Raw genomic sequence first — 15859 nt, 5'->3', positions numbered from 1 at the left:
CAAGATGATTACTAATGAATGGCTGTACTGGCTCATTGGCGCCTTTTTCATTGCGGTTTCCATTCTGATCGCCACCAACCCCAAGCACGACAAGAAAGCACTCAGCAGCATCTTCTGGGGCCTGCTTGGTGTCTCGTTTATGTACGGCACTTTCGTCCAGGCCAAGACGGCCCCAGCGTGGATTCTCGGCGTCGCGGTTCTTGTCATGGCATTGATTGCCGGCTTCAACGGACTCGGAATGGGTGAAGAAAAGACCACCTCGGTGGAAGAACGCGCGGCGCTGGCACAGCGCTTTGGCAACAAGCTCTTCATCCCGGCTCTGACCGTTCCACTGGTCACAGTCATCGTGGCAGTGCTCGGACCAAAGCTGAAGGTAGGCGGCGAGCCACTCCTCGCGGAAGGTTCCGCGACTTTGACGGGCTTAGGCATCGGCGCCATCGTCGGACTCATCGTCGTCTTCATTGTTCTGCGCCCGAAGTCTCCTTCGGTTCCGCTCTCGGAGGGCACCCGCCTGCTTGAGGCCATCGGCTGGGCAGCACTCCTGCCTCAGATGCTCTCCACCCTCGGCACGCTGTTTACCCAGGCCGGCGTCGGCACTGCAGTCGCTGACGTCATCGGCGCCGTCATCCCACAGGACGCCCTGCTCTGGAGCGTCATCGCGTACTGCCTCGGCAACGCGCTGTTTACCGTGGTCATGGGCAACGCCTTCGCCGCCTTCCCCATCATGACCGCTGCCATCGGCTGGCCAGTCCTCGTCGAGAACTTCAACGGAAACCCCGCTGCCATCTTCGCAATGGGCATGCTGGCCGGATTCTGCGGCACCCTGTGCACCCCGATGGCTGCAAACTTCAACATCGTCCCGGCTGCCCTGCTGCAAATGAAGAACAAGTACGGCCCAATCATCGCGCAGATCCCCACCGCCATCATCATGCTGGTGTCCATCACAATCATGATGCGAGTATTCGCCTTCTAGCGAGCCAAAGTTACAAAAGAAAACAAAGACATCGGCCTATAAAACTCTTTCCTATGACTTAGGAAACAGTTAGCATTGCGGAATGAAGTCGATTTTTATCTCCGGCGGCTGCGGCGGCTTCGGTCTCGCCGTAGCCCGTATTTTCCGCAATGAAGGCTACATCGTCGGACTGGGCGATCTCCGTCCACCAGCCGACGATTCCATCCTCGGTGACGGCATCACCTTCTACGAGCTTGACGTAACCAAACCGGAGTCCTGGGACGCTGCCCTATCCGAGTTCACCAAACTCACCGGCGGCAGGCTCGACATCCTCGACAACAACGCCGGCATCATCGACTCCGCCACCATCGCGGAAAGCGAACCCACGCGTATCCGCGCCGTCATCGACGTCAACGCACTAGGCGTCACCCTCGGCGCACGCGCTGCTTACCCCTATCTGAAGAAGACCCCCGGCTCGCAGCTGATCAACATCGCCTCCATCGCCGGCTGCTACGGCATCCCCGACGTCGGCGTCTACGCCGCCACCAAGGCCTACGTCCAGTCCATGACTGAAACCCTCGACCTCGAGTGGCGGCGCGACAAAACCCGCGTGCTCGACATCAACCCCCTATGGGCAAAGACACCCATCTCCGACGTCAAGTCCAAGACGGTCACACGCCTCGGCGTAAACCTCACGCCAGACGACGTCGCGCAAGCCATCTGGCGCGCCGTCAACCCCAAGAACCGCTGGGACAAAGGCCGCCTCCACTGGGGCGTCGGCGCCCAAGACAAAGCAGCCCGCGTAGCCCGCAACATGGTGCCCGACCGCGTAGCCAAGGTCATCTACCAGGTGCTGTCAACCTAGTTATCGAGACCATCCGCAATGGCATCAGCGATTTTGTCGACAATCGGCTTATCCGCTGAATCACCGATGATCGTCACGGTGTCGCCCTGCGCAGCGCCCAAGGACATCAGCATCATGGCGGAATCGGCATCAGCCTTCTCACCGTCAAAAGCGATGAGGAGGTCTTCTTCTGCTTCGGCAGCCATCTCAGCAATCTTGGCAGCCGGTCGCGCGTGCAAACCAGAAGCATCTGCTACTGTCGCACTGCGCTCATAAGAATCGGCTGCAGCGTCACCAGAGTTTTCTTTCGCTTGCTTTGGCACGAACACCTCGATGGCGCGAGCCGCAGCAGTAGCAACTTCGTCAAGGTCGTCACCTTGCTGCGCAGCAGTAGCCGCAGCAATAGCGGCCTCCACGAGCGGTGCGTCCACGAACTTCACCGGCTCATCGTCAAGGAACTCCAGCACCGACTCAACGGTCATTGTTGCCGAGCCCAAGTCGGTGAGAACAACAACTGCGAGGCCTTCCCCGAGCAGGTCATTAATAGCCGACTCGATGAGGTCATACGAGGTTCCGATTTCACCGGACTCCAGACCACCCGCGGCTGCGATACGCACGTCAGCGGCCATCTGCCCAGCCAGCTCAGCAAGGCCTTCGGCCAGCTTGGCTGAGTGCGAAACTAGGACCAAGCCCACTTTCGGTTCTGCCATGCCCTAACCCTCCTTTACAGCAGAAGCAGCGTCAGCAGCTGCAGCAATAAACAGCGCGGTCGAAGCAGCACCTGGATCCTTATGGCCAACAGAGCGCTCACCCAAGTAGGAAGCACGGCCCTTGGTGGCAACGAGTGGAATGGTTGCCTCGGCGCCTTCGGCTGCGGCATCGGCTGCCGCGCGCAGAACGTCGGCAACTCCCGCCCCGGCATCAGCCTGCTCGCGGGCAGCACGCGCCGCCGGCGCCCACGCATCAACCATGGTCTTCTCCCCTTCGGCGGCCTTACCACGGGTGGTGATGCCCTCGAGTGCCGCCTCAATGAGCGCGGCCGCGCCAGCGCCATCAAGCGCTTCACCGCCGACTGACTTAGCAGCGCGCAGGAATGCAGTTCCCAAAAGCGGACCAGATGCGCCGCCGACGGTGGACATCAAGGTCTTGGCCGTCAGCTTCAGCACATCCACGATGCTTTCCGAGGCATCTGCTTCGAGCTTTTCCACGACCGCACGGAAACCACGGTCCACGTTTTCACCATGGTCACTATCGCCGATGACGCGGTCGAGCTCAATAAGCTCCTCCCGGTGCTCGTGGGCTTGTTCGGCACAACCTTTCATCCAAGCCAGGGCCCATTCGGTGTTCAAAGTTTCAACAGAAGTCACTTTATTCTCCTTGGCGTAGTGCGGCGGTATGGCATGGTGCGTCGAACAGCTCGATGTCTTCATCGTCGGCGCGCATGACCGTGACAGAGCAGCCCGCCATGTCGAGGCTGGTGACGAAGTTACCTACGAGGGAGCGTTCAATGGTCACGCCCGCTTCTTCTAGGCGCTGAGCTACTCGGCGGTAGACCACGTAGAGCTCCGATGCCGGGGTGGCACCCATGCCATTGACGACGACGATGGTTCGCTCGCCTTCTGCCAACTTCAGGTCGGCAAGAATCGGCTCCATGAGATGATCAGTGACATCGTCCGCGGAGACCAACGGGATCTCCTTGCGGCCCGGCTCGCCGTGGATACCGACGCCGAGCTCCACCTCATCATCTGCGAGGTCAAAGGAAGGCTTGCCCACGTGCGGCACGGTGCAAGCGCTCAGTGCTGCGCCCATGGTCGCGGTGTTCTCCACGACCTTCTTCGCCACTGCCGTGACAGCAGCTAGATCATCACCGCGCTCAGCGGCTGCACCTGCCAGCTTCTCCACGAGCAGCGTGCCCGCCACACCGCGACGGCCTGCAGTGTAGGTGGAATCCTCCACCGCCACGTCATCATCCACGATTACCTGGCTGACCTCAATGTCATCGAACTCCGCCAACTCAGCCGCGGTATCGAAATTGAGGACATCGCCGGTGTAGTTCTTCACGATGTAAAGCACACCCGCACCCGCATGAACCTCGTCGGTCGCCGCCTGGATCGCATCCGGCGTCGGCGACGTAAACATCGCGCCTGGCACCGCGGCATCCAACATGCCGTGGCCCACGAAGCCTGCGTGGAGCGGCTCATGTCCCGAGCCACCACCAGAGACAATCGCAACCTTGCCCTGTTCCTTCTTCTGCGCACGCGCCACAAACAGCGGCTCAGTAAAGCGCTTGACGATGTCGCCGTGTGCCAGCGCGAAGCCCTCCACAGACTCCGCCACTACGTTCTCCGGTGAGTTGATGAGCTTTTTCATCACGTATCTCCTTGGGATGTCGAATTAACCCAATTTCACTGGTTATAACAGTGCCGAGCCTACACGCGGATCCGCATAGATGAACGCAAACTTAAGAAAATGGCGACGCCGAAAATACCCGTCTACAAATCAAAAAATATTCCCAGCTCACTACGTCGAATTTCGACATAACACTCGAGAGTACACAGCCCCGCTGCCGCAGATGCATGGATAGACTCTGGTGTCATGAATGCCTTCACGCCCGCCCTTGCGGCCTTCCTCGACAGTTCAAGCCCCATCGATCTGCTTCAGTGGGTCTCTGCGATCCTGTCCCTGGATGACGATTTCTCGCAAAAGCCTGCCGAGTTCTTTGAAGCCATGTGGGATAACCCCGCCCCAGAGACGACCGCGGTACTCTGGGCCGCCGCCCTGCTGGATGAAGATAAAGAGCGCGTAAAGCTCCATCGCGCTGAGCTCGCCCGGCGCGATGACTTACCGCAGGAACCGACCTGGCTTGCTCACCTTGAGCAAGCCAGCGTAGTCAACGTCATCGAGGCTACGCAGTACTACGGGGATGTCCATTACTACACTCTCGAGCTATCCGTCCCGCACTCTGCGCCCCTGACGGTGAATGTCTCCATTGACCTAGCAGGCGGCAATGGCTCGATTTATGACTGTTTCCTCACCGAGGCCAATGCACAGCAGGTTATGGAGATCATGTCCAAGGATGAGTCCATGGAGAGCTTCGGCCCTACGAGCCAGGAGGGCCTGGCCGATTTCCTCAGCAACGCCATCTGGCTAGATGAGATCACAGTCGACGACGGCCCTGGTGAAAGCTGGCCTACCACCCGTCCGCTGCTGCGCTGGGTGCTCTCGCTACTAGATAATGTCCCTGCTACTGTCTCCAGTCCCGGTATCATCGGCCGCCGTATTCGTCTTGAAGAAGGCGATAATTCCGAAACTGAAGAAACATTGGCCGCCTTCCTGGATGCCGTTCCGCTTAAGAAGGAGGAGGCCGATGCTACCGAGACGCTACTCAGCATCACAGCCAATTACACCATGGCCGACCTCTACCACTGGTCCCCACTACGTGTGGAAAAAGCTCTGACCCTCGTAGCCCGCAAAGTCATAGCCCGTGACTCGTTCCTCCGGTGCTTCCCACGCGTCCTCACCAAGTTCGTCACCTGGACCGGCGAAGTCGCAGGACGCCCCGCCCACATCCAAAGGCAGCTCGACTCAGCACTAAAGGAAGAAGGAAAGCGCTTCCGCAGGGAACTCCAAGCACAATCCGACTTCGGTTCCTATGGCTACGGCCCAGATGCCATCGGCCTCGGCCCTGGCATGCCCGACCCCGAGACCTCCCGCTTCGACGCACAGCTCGACGATTCCCCTCTCCCCTCCGAGGACACCAAACTCAGCGCCCTAGCCCCAGACGTTATCGCTGGTGTAAAGCAATGGGACGCACTTATCACCGAGTGGTTTAACGATCACCCAGAGATCGATCCGGAACTGCTAACATCCACTCGCCGGCTCCTGAGCGCCCTAGCCCACGACAAGCCGAAGCAATTTAGCTCGACCAACGCCACAGTGGAGCGCAGCGTCGCCGCACTTCTAATCGCGGTCTCCGAGATCAACGCCGTGCCATTCGTAGTCGCCCAGATCCAACGTGACTTCGATTTACGCACCAGCCCCCGCTCGCGTGCCGATACCCTCCACAACTATCTTTACGATGCCGCCATCCACTCCGGCCGCCCCTTGAGCGGCTACCTCATCTCTCAAACACGACAGAGCATGATGAGGAATGCAGGGCTCTACTAATGGCTCAAGTCATCCACCCCGGCTGCACAACATCGCCACCATTTGGAAGTGGAGAACTCATGTGTAGTCCATAATGGACACCATGTCTGCTTTCGGTGAAGTCCTAGCCCAGCTCCGTGAAAATCAGCCTCAAGACTCGTACGGCATTAAGTTCGAAAAGTTAATGGTCAACTACTTCCGAACCGATCCCGTCCTCCAGGAGCAGTTCTCGGAAGTCAGCCGTTGGAGCGATTGGGAGTTCAACGGCGGTAAGCAAGACACCGGCATCGACCTCGTTGCCCGGCGCGCCGATGACGACGCGTGGGTTGCCATCCAGTGCAAGTTCTACAAGCCGGATACCTATATCCAGAAGCGTCACCTTGATTCCTTCTTTGAGGCATCCGGACACTCGTTTACTACAGACAAGGGCACAGAATCCTTCGCACAGCGGATCATCATCTCCACGTCGGAGCGATGGTCAAAGAATGCTGAGGAGATGCTGGAGCACCAGCTCATCCCAACCAACCGTATCGGCACGGCAGCGATTGCAGAATCCCCTATCGACTGGGATGTGACCTTCCCGGGTTCTGAGATCGAAATTAACCTCACCCGTCGCGAGGTTTTCTCCCCGCGTCCACACCAGCAAGAAGCGATCTCGAAGGCTATCGCAGGCTTTGAAACACACGACCGTGGAAAGCTCATCATGGCATGCGGTACGGGAAAGACGTTTACCGCCCTGCGGCTGGCGGAGCGCTTCGCGGAGCTCAACGGCAACAAGGCCCGCGTCCTCTTCCTCGTCCCCTCCATCTCCTTGCTCTCGCAGACGTTGAAGGAATGGACCGCACAGAACCAGGAGCACCTGCCTCTGAAGTCCTACGCAGTCTGCTCGGATACGAAGGTCTCCAAGAAGGCTGAAGACATTGCCTCCTATGACTTGGAGGTTCCGGTCTCTACCAACGGCAAGGACATTGCCGAGCGCACGGCGCAGGGCAAGCGTCGTGCCGGTATCAACGTCATCTTCTCCACGTACCAATCCATCGAGGCCATTCACGAGGCCCAAGCGGAGTACGGAATGGATGACTTCGATCTCGTGATCTGCGACGAGGCCCACCGCACCACCGGCGTCACCCTCGCCGGGGAGGACGCCTCCAACTTCGTGAAGATTCACGACGAAAAATACATCAAGGCCAGCAAGCGTCTCTACATGACCGCTACTCCCCGACTCTTCGACGACAACGTCAAAGGCAAGGCCGCTGAGCATTCCGCGGAGCTTGCCTCCATGGATGACGAAGCAGTCTACGGCCCCGAGTTCTACCGCCTCGGCTTCGGTGAGGCCGTGGACAAGGGTCTGCTCACCGACTACAAGGTTCTCGTCATGACGGTCGAGGAAGATATCGCCGCCGACGTCCTCGCCGCCAACCCCACCAACGAAATCAACCTCACCACCGCCTCGGCCATGATCGGCGCGTGGAACGGACTCGCTAAGCGTTCGGGTGCTGAGCAGGACACGAAGTCCGGCTTCGAGGCCAATGCACAACCGATGCGCCGTACCGTCGCCTTCGCCAAGGACATCAAGGCCTCGAAGACCATCCAAGAGACCTTCCCCACGCTCATCCGCCAGTACCAAGAACAGCTCAAGGACCACGCCGCCACCAACGACGTCAGCCTGCTCAACATCGATCTTCAGGTCGCCGTCGAGCACGTCGATGGCACCATGAACGCCCTTGAGCGCGGCAATAAGATCTCGTGGCTTGAGTCCTCCATCTCCGAGGACGAGACCCGCATCCTTACCAACGCTCGCTGTCTCTCCGAAGGCGTGGACGTCCCTGCCCTCGATAGCGTCATCTTCTTCCACCCGCGCAATTCCATGGTCGACGTCGTCCAGTCCGTCGGCCGCGTCATGCGCAAAGCCGAGGGCAAGGACTACGGCTATATCATCCTTCCCGTCGCCATTCCGCCGGGAGTCTCCCCGTCCCAGGCCCTCAATGACAACACGCGCTTCCGCGTCGTCTGGCAGATCCTCAACGCCCTGCGCGCCCACGATGACCGCTTCAACGCGAAGGTCAACTCGATTGCGCTCAACGAGAAAGTCAAGCTGCCCATCGATGTTCAGCCCGTGCCGAATTCGAAACCAAACGACAAGCCTGCCGACGACGATCCGGCCACGGCCAAGAATAGGCTCAATGCTTCCGATACCTCGCCAACCGGCCAGTCCGAAGCTTCCAGCGAGCAGGAACTCACCGCGGAACAGATGACTCTGTTCTCCCTCGAGGCCTGGCAAGAGGCCATGTACGTCAAGCTGGTCGACAAGGTCGGTACGCGTACTTATTGGGAAGACTGGGCTGACGATGTCGCCACGATCGCCGAAGCACAAATCGCCCGCATCAAGGCGCTTATCAATGCCGCGGATGACACGATCCGCAAGGAATTCGAGGTCTTCATCGAGGGACTACGCGGGAACCTGAACGACTCCATCACCAAGGACGAAGCGATCAGCATGCTCTCGCAGCACCTGATCACCGCCCCGGTGTTCAATGCACTGTTCACCGAGCACGACTTTGCCGCGCACAACCCGGTCGCCCGCGTCATGCAGCGCATGGTCGACGCGCTCTCGGACGCCAAGCTCGAGTCGGAGACCGAGTCTCTGACGAAGTTCTACGAGTCGGTCCGCATCCGCGCCTCCGAGGTCTCCTCCGCTTCCGGCAAGCAGCAAGTGATCAAAGACCTCTACGAACGATTCTTCCGCAAAGCCTTCAAGAAGCAGTCCGAGGCCCTCGGCATCGTTTACACTCCAGTCGAAATCGTCGACTTCATCCTCCGCTCCGCCGATCAAATCTCCCGCTGGCACTTCGGTAAGGGCCTTACCGACGAAGGCGTCCATATCCTCGATCCCTTCACAGGTACCGGTACATTCATGGTCCGACTCCTCCAGTCCGGCCTCATCGAACCCGACGACCTCGCGCGCAAGTACGCGACCGAGCTCCACGCCACGGAGATCATGCTGCTCGCCTACTACGTCGCCGCAGTCAACATCGAAACCACATACAACGCACTCCAGGCCGAGCGTGCCCAACGCAACGGCGAACCTGAGCCCAAGTACGTCCCCTTCGACGGCATCGCACTTGCTGATACTTTCCAGATCCACGAGGAAGGCGACATCCTCGACCTCAAGGTCTTCAAGGAAAACAACGCCGCCATCCAGCGCCAGATCGATTCACCGATCAACGTCATCATCGGCAACCCGCCCTACTCGGCAAAGCAAAATAGCGCGAACGATGACAACGCCAATCTTAAATACCCTACACTCGACAGTCGTATTGAAAGAACGTTTGCTGCGAATTCAAAAGCAACAAACAAAAACTCGTTGTATGACTCCTATCTCCGCGCCTTCCGATGGTCCATCGACCGACTCGGCACCCACGGAGTCATGGCTTTTGTCTCGAATGGCGGTTGGATCGATGGCAACACCGCTGACGGAGTTCGGTTGTCTCTTGAGGATGAACTCAGCGACATTTACGTGTACAACCTTCGCGGCAACCAACGTACAGCCGGCGAACAGTCCCGCAAGGAAGGAGGCAAAGTCTTCGGCTCCGGAAGTCGAAACACCGTATCCGTAATCATCGCCGTTAAACGTGAAATCCCCGACGATGTCTGTATTCACTACCACGATATTGGCGACTACCTCAGTGCAGACGAAAAACTTGCGATTGTTGATCGCTCCACGCTCGATAATGTCGATTGGCAAATTATTGAGCCCAATATTTACGGGGACTGGCTCAATCAGCGCGATGAGGACTTCGAGGCCTGGCCCGTCATCGGCGAGAAGAAGGGCGATACGACGAAGTTCTTTGAAGTGCATTCGCGTGGCCTTTCAACTGCGCGTGATGCGTGGTCGTATTCTTCTGCAACCGGCCAACTCGTAGAAAACATCGGGACGCACGTCGCGAACTACCGCCAAGCGCAAGAGCTATTTCGAAGCGGCGGGTTTGAAGAAAGCAAGCAGGGTGTCGACGCGTTGTTCGCTCAACACCCTGAGTTGGTCGATAGTACGCAAGGCTCATGGAACGTCAACCTGAAACAGGAGCTAGCTGGCAGAACCGAGATCGCGGTTAATACGGAACGCGTGTATACATCGTTGTACCGCCCATTTTTCAAACAGCGCAATTATTTCGCGAAAGAATTGATCGATAGGCAATACCAGTTGCCGTCGATGTTCCCGACGCAGCACCATAGAAATATCGGTATCGAGACTTCAGGGGCTAGCAGTCCTTCTGGATGGTCCGTGCTTGCTTCGAATGCGATGCCGGATGTGCAGCTACTCGGAAATGGTCAGTTCTTCCCCCGTTTCACCTGGGCGCCGGTAGGGGCTTCAGATGGTGGGTTGTTTGGCGATGGGGCGTCGATAAGTGAGGGCGAGTCCTCGATGTATGGGCAGGTCGGTGAGGTCGTTGCGGGGTATGTGCGCAAAGACAACATCACCGACGAGATCAAGGCGCTCTACCGTGACGCACTGGGTGCGGATGTGACCGGTGACGATATCTTCCACTTTGTCTATGGCAAGCTGCACGACCCGAACTATCGGGAGGCCTACGCCGCGGACCTGAAGAAGATGCTGCCGCATATCGAAACGCCGACGTTGCGGGCGCGGTTCGACCAGCTGGCTGCCGCCGGGCGGGAGCTCATGGATCTGCATGTGAACTACGAGGACGTGGAGCCGTGGCCAGTGACGGTGGATGTGAAGGCATCGGCAGACGAGTCCGACCGCGAGACTTGGCGCGTGCAAAAGATGAAGTGGGCGAAGAAGAAGGATTCGGAGACGGGTAAGAACGTCAACGACGTTACGACTCTCGTCTACAACAAGTCTGTGACGGTGCGCGACATCCCGGCGGAGGCGGACGAATACATGCTCGGCTCGCGGTCTGCGCTGGCGTGGATTATTGACCGGTACCAAGTGAAGAAGGACAAGGCATCGGGAATCGTCAACGACCCCAACGACTGGGCTGACGAGGTGGGAAATCCGCGGTACATCGTGGACCTCATCGCGAAGGTCACGCGCGTGGCGGTGGAGACTGTACGAATCGTCGAAGGAATCAGAGAGGTTGGCGAAAATAAGTAGCTCTGGGGGACATGCCATCGATTAAACCGGGGTCGAGCCTGCGCCTCAGTACAGCGCGGGCGCTTCCTCTTTTTAGTCTCTGAAAGAATCATTTCAAGGCCACCAATTCTGCTCGGCGAGACAGAGTATGTCTCGCACATGCAGGTGACAGGCCGAGGCTAGCTGTATGTCGTAATGTCAGGTAATATAAGTTCCAACTTTTGCCTCAGACTTTCGCCGATAAGGAAAGGTGGACAGAGCCATGAATCGCAAAGACGCAGCACGTAAGCGTCTTCTTGAAAGCGCTCAAAAGTCTGCCGCCTCTGTCGAAGTACTTAGCGACAACGAACTTGCTACAGCAGCCTACCGTCAGCTTCTCCGCACAATCGATGCTCAATCTGAGCCCCTTGATCCCGGTGCTGCGGAAGCGTTTGCTCATGAAGAAATCGCCACTATGCGAATGGAAAAGAGGACCCGTACCGCCTTGGGAGCAGGTAAGTGACCGAAGAGCTTCAACAGATAGCAGCACACAGAAAGTTGCGTCTGGTTGTTGATACTAACCTCTTTATATCGTCTTTGCTGTCACCTCGCGGCTCCGTGCGCGCGCTGATTGAAGCATGTTTTGCAGGAAAATTTGAGCTGCTCTACTGCGAACGCCTTCTCCAGGAGATTGAAGACGTTATTTCTAGAGCAAAATTTCGGAAGCACTTCACTGTAGAAGAAGGCCTATCCCTCATCGATGCCATCGTCCTTGTCGGGACAGAGGTTCCGGACCGCGAGGAGCAAAAACTACCGCGAATCTGCGATGACCCCGATGACAACTTCCTTTTCGCTCTCTACGAAGACGGTAACGGAGACCTCCTTGTTAGCGGCGACAAAGATGTCCGCAAAGCCGCAGTCAGCGCACTTTGGGTTACCAGCGCCGATGGCAAAATGGCAGCCACTCTCCTAGAGAATAGGAAGGCTTGGGGATCCGAACTTCTCAGAGGTGATAGTGAGAGCGGATGGGAGGCTATCGAAGCAGCGGGAAATCGGGCTATTTTCAACGCCGTTAATTTCCTATTCGAGGTAATAGAGGGCATTAAGTCCAAAAAATTTGACCGTGAACTACTCGCCCAAGCCGTTGTCCCCGGCACCGCAACTGCGTGGCTTGATGACTTCGAATCAGCTCAGTCATTGTTAACGAACCGCGCATTCGGTACTCACCCGATTATCATCTCGCCCGAGATTGTTGCCATCAAACTGGTGCCTGATCTTGGAGATTCCTACGTCGCGCTGCGGCCGACTGCACCGATCGAAAACGCCGTTTTCCTCACACTTGAGCGTTGCCCAGACCTTCTCGATAACAAAGGGAACGACGCTCTCGGCCTTGATGGTTGGAGAGCACACAGCATAGGGCCACGATTCTTACAGCCCAATGAAGTCCGGCCTCCAACGGATGCAGTACGCAAGAAGGCAGTTCAGTCGCTACGCGGTTCGCGAAACTAAGCAAGCCCCAGAAAACAGATCACCATAATTTTCGACCCCTTTGGAGTCTTTCACGCGCACACCTTTCGTTAATTTTTATGCAGAGTTCTCTCTTCAGTTCCTAATCAGCCTTTCGGCTGCAAGCAGGCGTTGCGCCCTATATCGTTGAAAGGATTGATTCACGTGCACCATTAGCGAGGGGAGCCGCAGCCGCATGAAGGGCGAAGTCAAACAGGCATATACCATTTTCGACAGCGTCGAGAAAGAACTCATTATCCCTGTTTATCAACGCAATTACGACTGGTCAAAGAAGCAATGTGAGCGACTATTCGACGACCTGGAAACTCTGATTACGGAGAACAGAGAACGTCACTTCTTCGGCTCGATCGTTGGCAACCCCGAGACATCGTTCAAGTGGGTCGTTATTGATGGCCAACAGCGCCTCACCACGCTGAGTCTCTATATCCTCGCGCTCACTCACCTGTTGGATACCGGTGTCGTAACCTCCAAAGACCCCGAACTCGCACGGCGGTTGCGTACTAGCTATCTCATGAAAAACAGCTCGACCAACGAACCAAAATTCAAGCTCAAACCTGTAAAGAACGACGCGACCGCTTACAAGCGTTTGTTCGGCGATGAGTCGATGTTCATCGAGGACAGCAACCTCACGGCAAATTACCGGTACTTCCTCGAGCGAATGAACAAGACCAAGCTCACCGGCGATCAACTGTGGAACGCCATCGAGCGACTTGACCTCATGATTCTCGATCTAGAGTCGCACGATGATCCACAACGCATCTTCGAATCGCTCAACTCGACAGGCCTTGCGTTGAGCGAAGGCGACAAGATTCGCAATCTCATACTCATGGGCTGCGAGCACCAGTTACAGACGACGCTGTACGAGAACTACTGGAATCCGATGGAGAAGAATATTTGGTACCTCACGGACTGGTTCATCCGCTGGTACCTAACAATCAAATTGTCGCGGACTCCCAAGCGCAACGAGGTCTATGACGAGTTCAAGGCATACTTCAAAAAGCAAAGTTCCGATGTCCAGACGGTACTCGCCGACATGTACGAGTATTCCCAGTTCATGCGCGAGATCTGTGGATCCGACACGAAGAATGCCGCGCTGGACGCACAGCTCGAACGATTTAATTTCATCCGCGGCGATGTTCTGCTTCCGCTTCTCTTGCCGTTGTATCGCGACGTCAAGCTTGGCAAGCTTTCAAGAAACGAATTTTCGCGCATCATTCGACTACTGGAGATCCATATCTTCCGCCGTACGGTCGCTTCTGTTCCGACGAACTCGCTCAACAAGGTCTACGAGACCATGTACAACGACATGCGGAAGATTCGTGGAGAGAAAGATACGGCGTACGACGTGCTCACCTATCTGCTCCGACGCCGCGACGGATCGTCCGGACGCATTCCCAGCGACGAAGAATTTAGCGCTGAGTTCCGCACCCGCAATATGTACAACATTCACAAAAATGTGCGCGCTTATCTTTTCGATGTTCTCGAAAACGGGGATTCCAACGATACGAAGGACATCGCAACCGCGCTCGAGAACGGCAATATCAGTGTCGAGCACATTATGCCGCAGACGCTCAATGCGCAGTGGAAAGAAGAACTCGGAGAGGACTTTCAGGAGATCCATCAAACGTGGGTAAACCGCATTGGAAACCTCACTGTCACTGGTTACAACTCCGCGTACTCCAACTCCAATTTCATTACCAAGCGTGACCGTGAGAAAGGCTTCCGAGAAACCGGTTATCGCCTCAATGACGATGTAAAGACGAAGGACAAATGGGACCGGGCAGCTATGGAGCAGCGTACCGACGCACTTTTGCGCCGCGCTCTCAACTACTGGTACCTCCCCAATTCCGACTTTATCCCCAAGCGCGAAGTGCTCCCTACTGAGCCGATGGGCGACGATGCGAACTTCACTGGGCGCTCGATCAGCGCCTTCGAATGGGAAGGCATCAAGATCCCTGTCAAAACCTGGGCCGAGTTCGTCCACATGCTGCTTAAGTTGATGGCCGAACGCTACCGCACGGAACTGATAAACTTCGTCGAACAAGCATCAGGAACTCTCGTGCTTACTAAGTCCGGCTACGCGTACTCGAGCCGAGTGCGTGAAGTTGATGCAGGTCTGGGCGTCGTCCTGTCTACATCGACCGATCAGAAAATTTCCTTCCTCCGTAGACTCTTCGATCATCTTCAACTAGATACCAACGAGGTCATCCTCACGCTGAGGAAGACAGCAGGCGAATCACAACGCAACGAGGAAGAAGCCGAATCGAAATACTCTGCACTCACCGTGTTCAAGAGCATGGCGGACGATTTTGGTTCCCAGAACACCACTCCAGAAGACACGCAGCAATTCGAGAATCAATTTGCTGAAGCGTTGGAGAAGTTCCGTCCAGATGAACCTGCCACTGTACTGGGAACGAAACCGCTTTCAGAGCTTGAGACAGCTGAGGGAATTGCAGCTGCCAGCGCCGCGGAGATTATTGCGGCTATCTGTCTAACCTACGACAAGCCGCCGGTGTATTTCCCCAACGCAATGTTCCACGCCATTGCAAACGGACACATGTCAATGTGGCTTGCGCGACTTGAAGACATTGATGCTGCCGTGGACGAGAACCACTAAAGCATAAGACACCACGTTCGTTGGGAACATCGAATCTTCCGATTAATCACGACGCCCTTCACCTCGGGCGCCGACGGCGGAGTGGGCGACAGTGCGGGCGGCATCGGCAAGCGCGATGAGTTTGATAAGCCAATCTTCGACCTTGACGGTGTCGTCTTCCTCGCTCGGGGAGGCGGGGTTGAGGACGAACTCCATCCGCTGCGCGGAATTGACGACCGAGGTGGGAAGATCGGTCTCACGCACGAGCTTATCCTGCGCCGCCTTCGCCGCGTAGTACGGGAACTTCGTATTCTCGGGCTCGTCGAGGTTAGTGATGGACAGGAAGACGAGATGGCCCACGCCGGTGTGCGGGCACGCGTCAATAATGCGGCGCATGACGGTCGCCTCAGCGCTCCTCGTTCCCGTAATCGCGATGGCGACTTATGCAACCAGCTTCAGCAGCATCGATAACAGGGCCTGGCTCAGCTTCGCGTTCCTAGCGTTGTACTTTTCGGACACCGTCCCTCTAGTGCAATCCATGGTGTGTGAGCGTAAGACGCCAGGTTTCACGCAGTTCTCCGTCCTCTTCCACGCCGCCTGCGCTATCGCTTTTGCCGCAATAGTCGTAGCGCTGCTAACCAAAGAGTTTCTCAACATCTTTACCGCTACAGGGTTTAGTGCCTTCGTGTCAGATGCGAGTTTTTGGTACCGGTGTTCTGG

11 protein-coding genes and 1 pseudogene are annotated in these 15859 nt (G+C 56.8%); 8 read left to right on the top strand and 4 right to left on the bottom strand.

Features of this window, described 5'->3' with window-relative positions; genetic code table 11:
* Positions 1 to 4 precede the first annotated feature (4 nt).
* Together HMPREF3155_RS09025 and HMPREF3155_RS09020 are read left to right on the top strand one after the other, a co-directional pair.
* Entirely contained in the window at positions 5 to 973 is a 969-nt protein-coding gene (locus HMPREF3155_RS09025) for a DUF979 domain-containing protein (RefSeq protein ID WP_070433142.1), read from the top strand.
* Positions 974 to 1055: 82 nt separating this feature from the next.
* Positions 1056 to 1817, top strand: a complete 762-nt coding sequence (locus tag HMPREF3155_RS09020) for an SDR family NAD(P)-dependent oxidoreductase (protein WP_070433141.1) — start codon at positions 1056 to 1058, stop codon at positions 1815 to 1817.
* On the opposite strand, the gene dhaM is transcribed toward HMPREF3155_RS09020, so the two are convergent.
* From dhaM to dhaK, 3 genes are read right to left on the bottom strand one after another with little or no spacing between them, the layout of a single operon-like run.
* Positions 1814 to 2506 carry a dihydroxyacetone kinase phosphoryl donor subunit DhaM gene (dhaM, locus tag HMPREF3155_RS09015; protein WP_070433140.1) on the bottom strand — a complete coding sequence of 231 codons (693 nt, stop codon included), beginning with the start codon at positions 2504 to 2506 and terminating at the stop codon, positions 1814 to 1816. The genes HMPREF3155_RS09020 and dhaM overlap by 4 nt on opposite strands.
* 3 nt (positions 2507 to 2509) lie before the next feature.
* The gene (dhaL, locus tag HMPREF3155_RS09010; protein WP_061923631.1) at positions 2510 to 3118 is read right to left on the bottom strand and encodes a dihydroxyacetone kinase subunit DhaL; all 609 of its coding nucleotides are present in this window, start codon (positions 3116 to 3118) and stop codon (positions 2510 to 2512) included.
* Between the two features lie 46 nt (positions 3119 to 3164).
* Complete coding sequence (gene dhaK / locus HMPREF3155_RS09005; RefSeq protein ID WP_061922926.1) at positions 3165 to 4166, bottom strand: dihydroxyacetone kinase subunit DhaK; 1002 nt, start codon at positions 4164 to 4166, stop codon at positions 3165 to 3167.
* Between the two features lie 225 nt (positions 4167 to 4391).
* Here dhaK and HMPREF3155_RS09000 point away from each other — a divergent pair, with 225 nt between their 5' ends.
* The 5 genes from HMPREF3155_RS09000 (at position 4392) to HMPREF3155_RS08980 (ending at position 15160) form a co-directional block, all read left to right on the top strand.
* Positions 4392 to 5963, top strand: coding sequence for a hypothetical protein (locus tag HMPREF3155_RS09000; protein ID WP_062040418.1), 1572 nt, complete (start codon positions 4392 to 4394; stop codon positions 5961 to 5963).
* A gap of 82 nt (positions 5964 to 6045) precedes the next feature.
* Positions 6046 to 11058, top strand: a complete 5013-nt coding sequence (locus HMPREF3155_RS08995; RefSeq protein ID WP_070433195.1) for a DEAD/DEAH box helicase — start codon at positions 6046 to 6048, stop codon at positions 11056 to 11058.
* A 241-nt stretch (positions 11059 to 11299) separates the two neighbouring features.
* Positions 11300 to 11539 carry a hypothetical protein gene (locus HMPREF3155_RS08990; RefSeq protein ID WP_070433139.1) on the top strand — a complete coding sequence of 80 codons (240 nt, stop codon included), beginning with the start codon at positions 11300 to 11302 and terminating at the stop codon, positions 11537 to 11539.
* Positions 11536 to 12525, top strand: coding sequence for a putative toxin-antitoxin system toxin component, PIN family (locus HMPREF3155_RS08985; RefSeq protein WP_062038721.1), 990 nt, complete (start codon positions 11536 to 11538; stop codon positions 12523 to 12525). Before HMPREF3155_RS08990 ends, HMPREF3155_RS08985 begins: the two co-directional genes overlap by 4 nt.
* A gap of 193 nt (positions 12526 to 12718) precedes the next feature.
* On the top strand, positions 12719 to 15160 hold the full coding sequence (locus HMPREF3155_RS08980; protein WP_070433138.1) for a DUF262 domain-containing protein: 2442 nt from the start codon (positions 12719 to 12721) through the stop codon (positions 15158 to 15160).
* A gap of 42 nt (positions 15161 to 15202) precedes the next feature.
* Here HMPREF3155_RS08980 and HMPREF3155_RS08975 read toward each other — a convergent pair whose 3' ends face one another.
* Entirely contained in the window at positions 15203 to 15535 is a 333-nt protein-coding gene (locus HMPREF3155_RS08975; RefSeq protein ID WP_070433137.1) for an SDR family oxidoreductase, read from the bottom strand.
* Between HMPREF3155_RS08975 and HMPREF3155_RS13160 the strand changes: the two are divergent.
* Positions 15534 to 15859 (top strand): annotated as a pseudogene (locus tag HMPREF3155_RS13160) (hypothetical protein); the annotation flags it as partial. The gene HMPREF3155_RS08975 and the pseudogene HMPREF3155_RS13160 sit on opposite strands and share 2 nt — an antisense overlap.

This window comes from Corynebacterium sp. HMSC06D04 (assembly GCF_001807315.1).
Classification (GTDB): Bacteria; Actinomycetota; Actinomycetes; order Mycobacteriales; family Mycobacteriaceae; genus Corynebacterium; species Corynebacterium simulans.
This window is presented reverse-complemented; position numbering and strand designations above follow the sequence as displayed.

Bases quoted from the DNA above. Each gene is read 5' to 3' on its own strand.
- dhaL (WP_061923631.1), bottom strand. From the start codon at position 3,118: ATGAAAGGTTGTGCCGAACAAGCCCACGAGCACCGGGAGGAGCTTATT.
- dhaK (WP_061922926.1), bottom strand. From the start codon at position 4,166: ATGAAAAAGCTCATCAACTCACCGGAGAACGTAGTGGCGGAGTCTGTG.
- HMPREF3155_RS08990 (WP_070433139.1), top strand. From the start codon at position 11,300: ATGAATCGCAAAGACGCAGCACGTAAGCGTCTTCTTGAAAGCGCTCAA.
- HMPREF3155_RS08975 (WP_070433137.1), bottom strand. From the start codon at position 15,535: ATGCGCCGCATTATTGACGCGTGCCCGCACACCGGCGTGGGCCATCTC.
- HMPREF3155_RS09025 (WP_070433142.1), top strand. From the start codon at position 5: ATGATTACTAATGAATGGCTGTACTGGCTCATTGGCGCCTTTTTCATT.
- HMPREF3155_RS09020 (WP_070433141.1), top strand. From the start codon at position 1,056: ATGAAGTCGATTTTTATCTCCGGCGGCTGCGGCGGCTTCGGTCTCGCC.
- HMPREF3155_RS08980 (WP_070433138.1), top strand. From the start codon at position 12,719: ATGAAGGGCGAAGTCAAACAGGCATATACCATTTTCGACAGCGTCGAG.
- HMPREF3155_RS08995 (WP_070433195.1), top strand. From the start codon at position 6,046: ATGTCTGCTTTCGGTGAAGTCCTAGCCCAGCTCCGTGAAAATCAGCCT.
- dhaM (WP_070433140.1), bottom strand. From the start codon at position 2,506: ATGGCAGAACCGAAAGTGGGCTTGGTCCTAGTTTCGCACTCAGCCAAG.
- HMPREF3155_RS09000 (WP_062040418.1), top strand. From the start codon at position 4,392: ATGAATGCCTTCACGCCCGCCCTTGCGGCCTTCCTCGACAGTTCAAGC.